We start from the raw sequence: 13,806 nt of genomic DNA on the forward strand, positions 1-13,806 counted from the left end.
CTATCTCCCTCTTTTTGTGTAAGATTGAATATCGCCATCCACTTTATTTTTAAATCCATATACTTCTTGTTCCCCTGAATATGGAACTAGTTCAATCGTTTTTTCATCTCCAGGCTCAAATCTTACCGCTGTACCTGCTGGAATATTTAAATGTTGTCCAATTGCTACACTGCGATTGAATTTTAACGCCTCATTCACTTCATAAAAGTGGTAATGAGATCCAATTTGAATGGGTCTATCTCCCTGATTTATCACTTTGACTTTCATTGCTTTTTTATTTCCATTACATACTATGTCTTCTTTCGCAAGGATATATTGCCCTGGAATCATAACATTCACTTCCTTTAATGAATTGGCTGATGAATAGTTACTAATTTTGTTCCATCAGGAAAAGTTGCCTCAACTTGAATATCTGATATCATGTCTGCAATACCATCCATAACATCTTCAGCACTTAAAATGTTTTTTCCAAGTTCCATTAATTCCGCTACATTTTTACCATCTCTTGCTCCTTCCAAAATTTCATACGTAATAATAGCGATACTTTCTGGATAGTTTAACTTAAGCCCCCTCTCCTTTCGTCGATAAGCTAAATCAGCCGCAACAACTACTAGCAGTTTATCAATTTCTCTTGGCGTTAATCTCATTACAATCTTCCTTTCTGAAGTATTTTAAAACTAAGAATATTCTAAAAATAAAAGGTGTATTTTCAATGTCTTTTCCGTGTTTTCCCTATGTTTTTTTGCTATCAATCAAATAAAAAAAGAGCCGATGGGCTCTTTTTTTATTTTCCTTCATTCTTCTCTAACACGTATAAATCTTCTTCGATATTCGTTAATTTCTCACTTACAAGCTTTCTTGCATCTCCAATTGCTTGATTGTATGCAAATGGTCCAACTAATTTAACCATTTCTTCTATTAAACGCTCTGCTTGGAAACGTCCAATTTCATCTAAATCTTCTTCAACGAAAAATTGCTGAATTTGCGCTACAAGCTCTTCTTTTTTATCATTTGGTATTTTTATATTCATCATCGTTGTTACTCCTCTATATTTAAGATAATATCTTCCTTAACTCTACCATAGAAAAACGATTACCAGGACAGCTTTTTGTAACTCCTTCTAACTCTCTATGACCTAGTATATTTTCTTTCTTTATAGCAAATTGCTTCATAAACATTTTGCATAAAGAATATAATGCATTCACTTGTGCAGGAGTTGGATCGTATTTATCGAAATTTCCCGTCATACATATTCCAATTGTATGACGGTTATGGTCTTTCGCGTGCGCTCCAATATGTAAACCTCGCCCTTCCACTACAGTTCCGTCCTTTTCGATAAAATAGTTGTAACCAATCCCGCTCCACCCTCTTACAGTTTGATGAAATTCATGTGTTTTATACACGTCCCATCCATCTTCAGCTGTATGGTGGATAATCAGTTGATTTACTTTTTCTAAAGGAACTAATTCATCTTGAAATGTTAGATTGACATATTTAATTTCCATTTGAACTGCCTCCTCTTAAAAATCAATCATAATAATCGTTTTATCATCTGGTTTTATTCTCTTTTCCCCTTCCAGCTTTTCAATGATTGCTATATATTCGTTTATACCATTCTTTCTTATATATGCAACAGTTTGTTCTAATGACCAATCTGGGTGAAATAACCCGTCTGAACAAATAAAAATCCCACTCACTTCATCTGTATGTAATTCACCATGTTGTAAATAATGTATCGCTTCTTTCATTCCATTTGCAACTGAGTAACCATTTGGCATATTTGCAAGATAACGATTGTACTTTAATTGTTCTCCAACATCTTGAAAAACAGGTTCTTCCGGCACAGATAAACCTTTCTTACGATCTTCTTCCCTCTTCCTTTTTGCTCGTTTACTAATTCCTTCAACTGTGTCTTTCGTTAATACTTGCATCGTTCCATTTTGAAAAGTTGCGACAATCATACAGTCCCCAAGCTGCGCATATTCAATTTTCTCACCAACTATTTGGACTGCCGCGATACATGTGCACCACAAATGCTCTTTTTTTCTCGTGTCTACTTCATATTCTAACATTTTGCTTTGCAATGCTTCATTTGCTTTGGCAACTGCAAATTGTAAACTATGATTCTCTCGTAATGCAGTAAAATAACTTGCAAATAAATGCGAAGCGATGTATGCTCCATTATGTCCCTTTTCATCACGAAACGGGACAAGTGGTGTTGCACCGTCACATACACCATAAATCTTTTTTTCTTTATTACAAAAATAAGAATCCTCACATTCTTGCTTCAACGGGCTTTTCTGTTGATATGTTTTTATCTTCACAACTGTATCCCCTTTCAAATGATAAAATACTCAAATTCTTTTGATTAATCTAATTTACCTAAATAAACTGTTTTTACCCAAAACTTTCAATATCATATATAATCTTGAAATAATATGAATTTTTCAGTGAAGGACGGGAAAGAAATGGTCAGATTCCTTGGTGTTATTATCGGTTCTATTATTATTGCGGTTGCCTTTAATCTTTTCCTTATCCCCCACAAAATTTTAAGTAGTGGAATTGGCGGAATTGCTATTATTTTAGGGATTGTAACCCCTGTAAACACAGGCATTATTAACTTTGTATTAAACTTACCTATCCTTATTTTAGGGTACATAGGTCTTGGAAAAAAAGTAATTTTTAACACAGTTGTCTCTGTAGTTGTATTATCTGTTGCATTATATTACGTTCCAGTAAAAGTCGTAGCAACAGATCCATTGTTATCTTCTATCTTCGGAGGTGTCATCGCCGGAGCTGGTATTGGTCTTGTTTTTAACTGTAATGGATCCACTGGTGGATTTGATATTATCGGTATGCTTTTATCCCGCAAGCGAGACATTAAACTTGGCGGATTCCTTATTGTTCTAAATACAGTCGTTGTAATAATCGCAGGATTCTTCTTCACCTGGGATGTTGCACTTACAAGCTTACTTTCAATTTATGTAACTGGTAAAGTAATTGATGCTGTTCATACAAAACATCGTAAAGTTACACTTATGATTGTAACAAATGAAGCAGAAAAAATGAAAAAACAACTTCTTTCAACTGTTGTACGTGGAATAACGTTACTTGATGGCGAAGGTGCTTATTCAAGCGAGAAAAAGCGTGTACTTATGACGGTCGTTTCTCGTGAAGAATTAGCAAGTATGAAACTAACAATTTCTGAAATCGACCCGAATGCATTCGTTAATATTACAGAAACTGTAGAAGTGTTAGGACTTTTCAGAAGAAGTTAAAGACTAGGTGGGAATCCACCTAGTCTTTATTTTGCATAAATTCAATTCGGTTTCCAAATGGATCTGACACGTAAAATCGAATTACATCTGGCCGTGCATAATCATCAATCACTTTAACACCTTGCTCTATAAGTGTTTGCTTAAATTCATTAATTTCATTCACATAAAAAGCTGGATGAGCCTTTTTAGCTGGTGTAAAGTTCCGCTCGACACCAATATGGATTTCTTGATTTCCGCATTTAAACCAACATCCACCTCGTTTTTTCAACTCTTCTGGCTTTGGAATTTCTTCCATACCAATCGTATTCCCATAAAAATCACGCGCCTCTTCTTCACACCCTACAGGTGCAGCTACTTGCACGTGATCAATCCCTTGAATATAATTTTTCATTTTCTCTCCCCCTCCTCTACCCTAATGTTATACGGAAAACAGCCGTCTGTAACTTACAAAAGGTTTATAAAACAATATAAGCTCCCCTTATTACCATCCTGCATTCACCTTGCAAAAAATAAAAAAAAACAAAATTTATTCTATAACTTCCATTTTTTATAGAAATACACATTACATCTATATTATAGTTATGAATAGACAAATCTTTTTAGATGCTATTTGTACGGAGGAACTATTATGAGTCGTAAAAAATATTCACCAACTCAAAAAAAACGTCATCCGAACATTTCTAGACGTTTGCGAAACCATATACAAGATCGTTCATTAACAGAAATGTACGCATCTCTGTTCGAACACAATCCTGATAGTATTATTTCATTAAATTTAGAAGGAGTTATTCTACATATAAATCCTTCTGCCGAAAGAATATTAGGTTACACTTCTTTAGAATTAGAACAGAAAAATATTAACTCTATTTTAGAAGCCCATATTTCTGAGCAAGTATTACAAAATATAAAGAATACTGAAGCGGATAATCAACAAGAGTATATCTTATCTATTTATCATAAAAATGGATTCTTATTAGATGTTGTGACAAAACTAGTTCCTATTTTTGTTCAAAATCGTCTTACTGGCGTATACGCTATTATGAAGCCGCTTGAAAAATCAGAAAGAATTGAGAATATGCTAAAAGAAAGTGAGAAGAGATTACGTACATTAGTAAACTCTATGCCTGCGTTTGTTATATTTAAAGATCATGAAGGGCGCTGGCTTGAGGCAAATGATTACGCACTTTCTTGCTTCAATTTCCATCATGTACCTTACCACGGGAAAAAAGATAGCGAACTCATTCAATATAATGAAGCATACCGAGAAGCTTTTTTACATTGTGAAGAAATCGATGAACTAGCATGGCAACAAAGACAAATTCTTCATGGCGAGGAATTTATTATACATAGAGATGATTTCGATCTAATCTTAAGTATATCAAAAGTTCCGCTTTATCATCCTGATGGTTCTCGCAAAGGTCTTATCGTGATGGGGAGAGATGTTACTGAGCTAAAAGAAACTGAAAAGTTACTACGAAAATCAGAGAAGCTCGCAGTAGTCGGACAACTGACAGCTGGAATTGCCCATGAAATTCGAAATCCACTCACTTCTCTAAAAGGTTTTCTAACGTTGCTCCTCCCTGAAATAAGTGAAGAGCAGAAATGGTATATCGATGTTATGTTAAGTGAGATTTCACAAATGGAATCCATCACGAGTCAATTTATGGCGATGTCTAAGCCACAAGTATTATCTATCCAAACTTGTAACATACAAACTTTAATTGAAGAGGTAGTTACATTTATTTTACCGACTGCAATTATGCATAGCGTTCATATCATCATGGATCATTTTGATTACGTATATGATATTCAATGTGACGGTAACCAATTAAAACAAGTGTTTATAAACATATTAAAAAATGCAATAGAAGCAATGCCAAATGGCGGAAATATTTTCATCCAAACAAAACCATTAGAGGATAATTTCATCTTAATACGAATTATCGATGAAGGTTGCGGCATTCCTGAAGATCGTATCTCCCGTCTAGGCGAACCTTTTTATAGTTTAAAAGAAAAAGGCACAGGACTAGGATTAATGATGTGTTACAAAATAATTGAAGAACATCATGGTAGATTACACATTTCAAGCGAATTAAATAAAGGTACGATTGTTGATATTGAGCTACCACTTTCTTCTTCTCATCTTGCAATCCAGTCTTAAATAAAAAAGAAGCATCTGCTAATTGTTAACAGATGCTTCTTTTTTTAAAATGCTTTGTCATACCACTCTTTTGCTTTTTCTACTTCACCCATTGTTAATTGATGCCCTCGATTTTCCCAATGCATCGTTACATTCGCGTTTGCATTTTCTAATAGTACCTTCAATTCCTCTGACTCTGCTGATGAACAAATTGGGTCATTTGTCCCAGCAGCAATAAACACAGATTTTCCTGCTAAATTTGCTAATTGCATTCCTCTTCTAGGTACCATTGGGTGATGAAGCACAGCACCTTTTAATGCATTCTCGTAATGGAATAATAAGCTTGCTGCGATATTTGCTCCATTCGAATAACCGATAGCTACAATGTTATTTCTATCGAATTTATATTCTTTAGCCGCTTCATCTAAAAATTCATTTAATTCCTTCGTACGGAAAATTAAATCCTCTTCATCAAAAATGCCCTCTGCTAATCGGCGGAAGAAACGCGGCATCCCATTCTCTAACACATTTCCCCTAACGCTTAATACCGACGCTTCCGGATCAATTATTTCTGCAAGTGGTAGTAAATCTAATTCATTACCACCTGTGCCATGAAGTAATAACAACACTGGTTTTGACGTATCTTTTCCTTTTTGAAAAACATGTTTCATCATAATCCTGTTCCCCCTTCAATCACTTTAATCTAAATTTCTCACTTCAAATGGTAAAAGCGTTTGTTCAATCTGTTTTCTATGTTGTTCATATTGTTCCGGTAACTTTAATTCCTCACCCATCGTCTCTAACGATTCATCATGAGCGAAACCAGGAGGATCTGTTGCAATTTCAAATAAGATTTCACCATGTTCTCTAAAATAAATCGCGTTAAAATAATTTCGATCTTGTACAGGAGTTACGTGATATCCAAAACGCGACACATGCTCTTTCCAGTCTAGCTGATCAGCATCGTCAATCGCTCTCCAAGCTATATGATGAACTGTACCAACGCCCATTTGGCCACGACCGATTGTTGATAATTTCAAATCAATAATATTTCCAATATCAGCAGAAGAACGGAATCGAACAAATTCACCCTCTTCTCCAATTTTCTCAAGGCCCATAATATGCTCTAACAATTCAGCTGTTTGTTGAGGCTGTGCAGATAAAAGAACAGCACCTCCAAACCCTTTAATTGCTACTTCTGGTGTAACTTCTCCAAAACTCCAATTATTTAATTCGCCTGCTTCTCTTTCAACTAATTCTATATGCAAACCATGCGGATCATCAAATTCTAAATACTGCTCTCCAAAACGAGTCATTTTCGTATACGAAACATCGAATTTTTCTAATCTATTTTCCCAAAACTCCATTGCACCTTTTGGTACAACGTAAGACGTAATTCCTACTTGACCATCCCCAATAATACCTTGACGAGCACCTGCCCATGGGAAAAACGTAATAATTGTTCCAGGTTTTCCTCCTTCATTTCCAAAATAAAGATGGTACGTACCTGGATCATCAAAATTCACTGTTTGTTTCACTAAACGTAACCCTAATACACCAGCATAAAAGTCTACATTTTCTTGTGGATGCCCTACAATCGCTGTAATGTGATGGATTCCCATTGTTTTCTTTTCCATTTCTTCCACTCCTTTTTTATTTCATTATAAAAATTCTTTTACATTTAAATTCATTATTCATTTTGTCCATGCTACAAAGTAAAATCCGTCATTATAATTTTATCTCGAATTCGAGATATCGATTATAAAATTACACATTAACTTCCAGCTTGTCAATTCATCTCAAATTCGAGATAATTTTTAAAAAATATTTACTCCATTTGAAAGCTTTATTCAAAGTAAAAATTAACTTGAACTCAAATTTATTATAAGTTACTTACTTTTAGTTGTCAATAAGTTCCTTATTTTCATTTTAAATAAAAAGAGAGTAAACTCCAGTTTCGTTTACTCTCTTCGCTAATCATTTCGTTTCTTTTTCCAATATTGCTTCCATCTCATTAAATTCACGATGAACTGCCTTAACGGGTTCTTTCGTTAATAAACTTACAACGATAACAGTTAATAAACTACAGAAGAATCCAGGTACCATTTCATACATAATTGCTTTTAAACTTGGAATTTGTACCCATGCTATAACAACTACTGCACCAACAATCATACCTGCAAGAACGCCCCATTTATTCGTCCTTTTCCAATATAAACTTAATAAAATGGCTGGTCCGAATGCTGAACCAAATCCAGCCCAAGCATAACCTACAAGTGTTAAAATTGTATCACTTGGATGATACGCTAAAACAACTGCGATCATAGCTACTACTAATACTGACAATCTACCGATAAATACAAGTTCTTTGTCACTTGCATTACGACGGAAAAATGTTTTATAGAAGTCTTCCGTTACTGCACTTGAAATAACAAGTAATTGTGAGGAAATACTACTCATAATCGAAGCCAAAATAGCTGATAATAAAAATCCTGTAATGTACGGATGGAATAAAATATTTGAGAATGTTACAAAGACCATTTCTGGGTCTTGCAATGTCGCATTATTTTTAGCATAATAAGCGATACCAATTAGACCAGTAAGCATTGCACCTATAATTGAAATTGTCATCCAACCGATACCGATTCTACGAGAAGTCTTTAAATCTTTAATAGAGGTGATTGCCATAAAACGGACAATAATATGCGGTTGACCAAAATACCCAAGTCCCCATGCTAAAAATGAAATAATGCCAAGTATTGTGGTCCCTTTAAACATATCTAAATGCGATGCATCGACTTGTTTAATCGTATTAAATGTTTCTGTTACACCACCGACATCCGTAAAAGCAACAATTGGCACTAGTACAAGCGCAATAAACATAATACAACCTTGTACAAAGTCCGTCCAGCTTACGGCTAGAAAGCCACCGAATAGTGTATACGCAACAACGACACCCACTGTTACAAATAAACCAATTTTATAATCCAGGTTGAAAGAATTTTCAAACAAACGTCCACCTGAAACTAAACCAGCCGACGCATAAAATGTGAAAAATACTAAAATGACGATAGCGGAGACAAAACGAAGTATTTTCGTACGATCTTTAAACCGATTCTCTAAAAAGTCTGGAATCGTAATTGAATCATTTGCCACTTCTGTATACGTTCGTAAACGTGGGGCAATGATTAAATAGTTTGCATAAGCACCTATTAATAAACCTATCGCAATCCATACACTTGATAATCCTGTTGCATACATCGCACCAGGTAATCCCATTAGCATCCAACCACTCATGTCAGAAGCACCAGCTGATAAAGCTGTAACTGCTGGACCGAGTCCTCTTCCGCCTAACATATAATCTGATAAATCAGATGTCTTCTTATAAGACCAATATCCGATATACAACATACCTGCCATATAAATAGCAAGCGAAACCATAATTTCAATCTTCACCAAATCTCTCCCTTATTCCATAAGCCATTCAAAATTTCGAAAAATGACTTTTTCTATTTTCTTGTTTTCGCTTATGGTTCCCTACCTTAACAAACATTTTTTGTTCTTTCAAGTGAACGAGCACTTTTCATTACATGTGAAAACCTTTATAAACGCCTTTATCCCAGTGGATTACAATGATTTTTTAAGAAATTAAAGTAATAATATTCAGAAAATTAAACAGTGTTTTTTCACACCTTATTTTTATTCGTTTACCCGATAAATTTTAAAAGAAAAAGCCATACAAATGTATGACTTTTAGCTTATTGACGTCTCAATTTTCGCTTTCTCTACATATACTTTACGGAATTTCATATAGCATCCAATACGCCAAGGTACTATATAACAAACCGCAAGAGTATAGAAAAGAATGCCGATTGACTTTGGATCTAAACCTTGTAAATGTCTTCTAAAATAAGCACGTAAAAGAACGATAACTAAAAATGTAGCAATAAAAGCGATACTTTTTTTTGCATAAATTTGACCATCTTCTCTGACTTCATACCCACTTAAAATAATAAGTGGAATTGACAATAACAGTCCGATCCCAGCAGCTATACCAATTTGCCAATCAGCAAGTTGTATCGGTGCAGCATATAAAGAAAAACCTGGTAATAAGAAAAATAATGGCAATAGTAGTCGTCTTCCTTTATTATTAATTGGTCGATTCATAGAGCGCATGCGTCTAAATATAACGAGCCCTATGACGAGTAAAAAAATTGTAATACTGTAAGAACCTTGCTGCAAGTGAATCTCTCCCTAAAAATAGTCATTTTTAAAAATACTTCCCTATTATACTCCTAATTTTTCCAAAAATATGATTATTCCTTTAAAAAATCTTACATATCAAATATACTTTTAGGTTTGATTTACTATAGGAAACAATTCCGAAAGAGGAACTACTCTCCCCACCTCGTCTTTAAACACAATATGCTCTCTAGTTAAATGGCGCGGGCTCTTCACTCCCGCTGCCGCTGCTAATGAAAATAAACTATATCTCATACTAATAATATAATTCATGACTCGCCACTTCTTCTCATACGGATCTAACGCTTTTTGATAATGCGGATTCGTCGTGGCTACACCAGATGGACATTGGCCAGAATTACATTGAAGGGCCATAATACAGCCGCTTGCCATCATAAATCCGCGGGCTGAACTTACAGCATCCGCTCCAATTGCTAAAGCAATCGCCACTTTATCTGGTGTGATTAATTTACCCGATGCAAATACTTTAAACTTGTTACGGACACCATAATAATTTGCTGTATCGATAAATGTAAGTAATGCTGGAATAAGCGGCAGTCCCATACAATCTGCCATCGATTTATACGTTGCCCCTGATCCGCCTTCTGAACCGTCTATTGTAATAAAATCTGGGTAAATATTTAGTTCTTTCATTGTTTTTATTAAATCTTCCAAAGGCTCCTGCTGACCAATTACAATTTTCATTCCAACTGGTTTACCGCCGCTTTCTTGCAACTGTTGAATAAAACAAAGTGTATCCACTGCATTCTTTAAAAATGAAAATCGATTCGGTGAATTAATCGTCTCTCCCTTTCGGACGTTGCGAACAAAAGCAATTTTCTCATTTACTTTTTGTCCCTCTAGATGACCACCACGTATTTTAGCACCTTGCCCAAATTTCAATTCGAATGCTCTAATATTACTTTCTTTCGCTTTCTCCATGAATTTTCCCATTGAAAAATTACCGTCCTCATCACGGTATCCAAATAACCCTGGACCAATTTGCGCAACGATATTCGCTCCTGTATGTAAATGTTCTGGAATAACGCCACCTTCACCAGTATTAATCCACGATCCGCCTGCCATTTTCGCTCCAAAACCACTCGCTAAAATATAATTTTCTCCAATCGCGCCGTAAGAAGTCGCAGATGCTCCAAACATGCCATGTAGTTTCCACGGATATTTACGGTTTTCACCGACTATAATTGCATCATCTTCTTCGTACAGCCAAAGATTCGTTGTATCCGCTGTCAATTTTTCTCTTCTTGAAAATAATCCTTCTTTATGAATCACGTACTTTTTACCTTCCCGCTCTTGCGAAAGATTCACACTTAATTCCTCAGTTAATATCGGAAATAATGTATTAGCAATATAATAGCCAGAAGCTTCAAAATCTCGTTTTGATCCAAAACCCAGTATTTCAGAGCGATATTTCGCTAAAAACATAACACTTTGAAAATCATAACGTGAGAAAGGCTTTCCATCCGTATCATGATCAAACCAATATTGTCGAAATTCAGGCCCTATCTTTTCCAGTAAGTAGCGCATTCTTCCTAAGTACGGATGTAACTTTAAAATAGAATGATGTGTTCGTTTTTTTATAAAAAATGTAATGATAAAAAAGATGATTAAAAGCAACATTAAAAATAGTAATATACTAATAATAACGAGTAGCGTTTCACTCATCCCGCTTCCCCCTATGAAATCCCATAATAAAAGGAGAACACTTGGTGTGCTCTCCTTTTATCTTTATTCATACTAACGTAGCAAGATGCTCTTTCGCGTCATATTCAACTAAACTTTCAGCATGTTTAATTCGATGAACAAAGTCTGGATTAGCAATTAACGGTCTGCCGAATGCCACTACATCAATTGTTCCTTCTTGCAACGCTTCTTCGGCCTCTTTCGGATTTAAATTACCAACCCCAACAATCGTACCATCCCAATATTTTCTTACTAGTTGATGAAAATTCTTTCCGTCAGCAATCTCTTGCGTATAATTCATCGTTGAAGGATGGATCATCGTTAATCCAACTTCTTTGAACATATTTACGAACGTTTCAATTGCAAGCTCAGGGTTTTCCCACATATAAGTAGGATTATCGCCTTTGAAAGCAGAGAAGCGAAGAAGTGTTTTATTAGCTCCAACAGCTTCTATTACAGCCGCCGTTACTTCTTTCATAAACGTTAACCTTTGTTGTAAATTACCGCCATATTTATCTGTTCGCTTATTCGCAAACTCATACGTAAATTGATCGATTAAATATCCGTGTGCACCGTGAATTTCTACTCCATCAAATCCAGCTTCGATCGCATTTTTCGCAGCTTGTGCGTATTGACCGATCACTTTTTGTATTTCTTCTAACGTCATTGCTTCTGGCGTATCAAACGGTTTACGAAAGCGTGGAACATTTCCCTCTGCAGCGATAGCCGACGGTGCTTGTGGCATTTGACCACCAATTATTTCATGATGACTCATACGCCCAACATGCCATATTTGAGCAATAATCGTCCCGCCTTCTTTATGTACTGCCTCTGTAACAGGTTTCCAAGAATCGATTTGTTCTTGTGTATAAATACCTGGTACTCCTGGGTTTCCTTTTGCTCTCGGACTAATGACAATTCCTTCTGTAATAATTAGTCCAATTCCATCCGCAGCACGTTTTCTGTAGTACTCCACTACATCAGCACCAACTACTCCAGTTTCATTATCTGCAAAGCATCTTGTCATCGGTGCCATCGCTATACGATTACGAAGAGACCAAGCTCCAATTTGAATTGGATCAAACAACTTTGTTTCTTCAACGTTTTCAAAAGATCCACCAGCGTTTACATTTGTTCCTTCATAAATATTCGCTGCTTTATTACTTGAACTTGTCATTTTTCTTCCCCCTAAAAAATCTTACTATAATCGCATCATACTTACTTTTAGATAGTAACGTCAATTTTTACGACTTTACAATAAAAAATTCGAATATCAAAAAAATAAAATACTATAAATAATATTAAAAAGGTTTCCTTAGAAGGAAACCTTTTTTGTTGACCATATATGGCTGTCAATTCGTTTATCTCTTTAATATAAAAAATACCTTATCAATAGAAGTGAATATGGTTCAGTATTCTTCTAAAAATAATAACTTATATACCTAAAACAATGAAAGCCCTACCTCTCTTTCATCCTTACGGCTCCTCGTCCGTGCCAGTGTGAATCAGGATTGCAAAAATCAAGTAACTATTTTATCGAAGTATTCAATTAAACTTCGAACATTCATAAATGAAATTAAAAAATAAAAATGGATTTGATTGTAGTAATAACAATAGAGGTAATGCTCTAAAAGTGGTTTGAAAGAGTTGAATGTCTTTGAAATGATAAATTTTCTATAATTATGTTCCCAAAAAATTCAAGATCTTTTTTGGGATATAATACATTATTTGTAATGAACCTTAACAAAAGCTTTTTATCTGATTTTCTGTGATACCTTCAATTAATCCCAGTTCACTAATCAAAAATTCATATGCGTTATCTAACATCTTCTTTTCGCTTGCATTAAGTGCTTTTTCTTTCTGTATACGCATTAAATCGCGCACGACTTCAGCACCTTCTTGCATTTTACCCGTCTTTATTTTATCAGTGTTCAATTTATACCTTTGTTTCCACGTAAGTAATCTATCTGATTCCCCATGTTGAAAAATATCCATTATGTGTGCTAATGCGGTTATATCCGTCACTGGTCGTATATTCGAATTCAATATTCTCCCTGCTGGAATCATTAGTTCCATATTACTAGCCGACATTTTTATAACATAATACTGTTGTTTTTCTCCTGAGACTTCCTTCTCTTCTATGGCTTTAATTATACCTGCTCCCTGCATTGGATAAACAATGTTATCGCCAATTTGAAACAAATAATCCACCTCCATATATGGTAACCTTCTCAAGCTTAACACACTTTTAGTTTTTTAGCAAAATTTTTATTTTATCATAAAATTATTTTACACGTCAATACTTCAAAAGCAAGAAATTAAATTTACATAACACACTATAAAAACCCGCAATTTTATTAACGGTTGCACCCACATTCATTCTCTTTTAACATAAAAACACATTACTACATTTGAGTAGTAATGTGTTTTTGATAAGGCATA

Annotated in this window: 15 protein-coding genes; 2 read left to right on the top strand and 13 right to left on the bottom strand. The window is 34.9% G+C overall.

Going from position 1 to position 13,806, the window contains the following annotated elements; translation table 11 throughout:
* The 5 genes from ACW0JX_RS17615 to ACW0JX_RS17635 form a co-directional block, all read right to left on the bottom strand.
* A complete protein-coding gene (locus ACW0JX_RS17615; protein ID WP_000612160.1) occupies positions 1–330 on the bottom strand; it encodes an urease subunit beta in 330 nt (109 codons plus the stop codon).
* 14 nt (positions 331–344) lie between these two features.
* Positions 345–647, bottom strand: coding sequence for an urease subunit gamma (locus ACW0JX_RS17620; protein ID WP_001241327.1), 303 nt, complete (start codon positions 645–647; stop codon positions 345–347).
* A gap of 137 nt (positions 648–784) precedes the next feature.
* Complete coding sequence (locus ACW0JX_RS17625; protein ID WP_000981075.1) at positions 785–1,033, bottom strand: DUF2164 domain-containing protein; 249 nt, start codon at positions 1,031–1,033, stop codon at positions 785–787.
* 19 nt (positions 1,034–1,052) lie between these two features.
* Positions 1,053–1,505, bottom strand: a complete 453-nt coding sequence (locus tag ACW0JX_RS17630; RefSeq protein ID WP_000404192.1) for a peptidoglycan recognition protein family protein — start codon at positions 1,503–1,505, stop codon at positions 1,053–1,055.
* Between the two features lie 15 nt (positions 1,506–1,520).
* Positions 1,521–2,342, bottom strand: a complete 822-nt coding sequence (locus tag ACW0JX_RS17635; RefSeq protein WP_459244974.1) for a protein phosphatase 2C domain-containing protein — start codon at positions 2,340–2,342, stop codon at positions 1,521–1,523.
* A gap of 126 nt (positions 2,343–2,468) precedes the next feature.
* On the opposite strand from ACW0JX_RS17635, the gene ACW0JX_RS17640 reads away from it, so the two are divergent.
* On the top strand, positions 2,469–3,278 hold the full coding sequence (locus ACW0JX_RS17640) for a YitT family protein (protein WP_000251348.1): 810 nt from the start codon (positions 2,469–2,471) through the stop codon (positions 3,276–3,278).
* Between the two features lie 19 nt (positions 3,279–3,297).
* Here ACW0JX_RS17640 and ACW0JX_RS17645 read toward each other — a convergent pair whose 3' ends face one another.
* Positions 3,298–3,669 (bottom strand): VOC family protein, encoded by a 372-nt coding sequence (locus ACW0JX_RS17645; protein ID WP_000800772.1) that lies wholly within the window; start codon positions 3,667–3,669, stop codon positions 3,298–3,300.
* A gap of 237 nt (positions 3,670–3,906) precedes the next feature.
* On the opposite strand from ACW0JX_RS17645, the gene ACW0JX_RS17650 reads away from it, so the two are divergent.
* Positions 3,907–5,439, top strand: coding sequence for a BA3702 family sensor histidine kinase (locus tag ACW0JX_RS17650; protein ID WP_459244975.1), 1,533 nt, complete (start codon positions 3,907–3,909; stop codon positions 5,437–5,439).
* A gap of 44 nt (positions 5,440–5,483) precedes the next feature.
* Here the strand turns inward: ACW0JX_RS17650 and ACW0JX_RS17655 are convergent, their stop codons facing one another.
* From ACW0JX_RS17655 to ACW0JX_RS17685, 7 genes are all read right to left on the bottom strand, one after another.
* On the bottom strand, positions 5,484–6,092 hold the full coding sequence (locus ACW0JX_RS17655) for an alpha/beta hydrolase (protein ID WP_000975455.1): 609 nt from the start codon (positions 6,090–6,092) through the stop codon (positions 5,484–5,486).
* 24 nt (positions 6,093–6,116) lie between these two features.
* A complete protein-coding gene (locus ACW0JX_RS17660) occupies positions 6,117–7,055 on the bottom strand; it encodes a ring-cleaving dioxygenase (protein ID WP_098127255.1) in 939 nt (312 codons plus the stop codon).
* Positions 7,056–7,395: 340 nt separating this feature from the next.
* Complete coding sequence (putP, locus tag ACW0JX_RS17665; RefSeq protein WP_141240998.1) at positions 7,396–8,874, bottom strand: sodium/proline symporter PutP; 1,479 nt, start codon at positions 8,872–8,874, stop codon at positions 7,396–7,398.
* A gap of 297 nt (positions 8,875–9,171) precedes the next feature.
* Entirely contained in the window at positions 9,172–9,660 is a 489-nt protein-coding gene (locus ACW0JX_RS17670; RefSeq protein ID WP_043936438.1) for a cytochrome c biogenesis protein CcdC, read from the bottom strand.
* Positions 9,661–9,771: 111 nt separating this feature from the next.
* Positions 9,772–11,346 carry an FMN-binding glutamate synthase family protein gene (locus tag ACW0JX_RS17675; RefSeq protein WP_098127257.1) on the bottom strand — a complete coding sequence of 525 codons (1,575 nt, stop codon included), beginning with the start codon at positions 11,344–11,346 and terminating at the stop codon, positions 9,772–9,774.
* A gap of 67 nt (positions 11,347–11,413) precedes the next feature.
* Positions 11,414–12,541 (bottom strand): alkene reductase, encoded by a 1,128-nt coding sequence (locus ACW0JX_RS17680; protein WP_095690368.1) that lies wholly within the window; start codon positions 12,539–12,541, stop codon positions 11,414–11,416.
* A 563-nt stretch (positions 12,542–13,104) separates the two neighbouring features.
* Positions 13,105–13,566 (bottom strand): CarD family transcriptional regulator, encoded by a 462-nt coding sequence (locus ACW0JX_RS17685; RefSeq protein WP_014482101.1) that lies wholly within the window; start codon positions 13,564–13,566, stop codon positions 13,105–13,107.
* Between the last annotated feature and the right edge of the window lie 240 nt (positions 13,567–13,806).

It is taken from the genome of Bacillus sp. C-3-6, assembly GCF_054509685.1.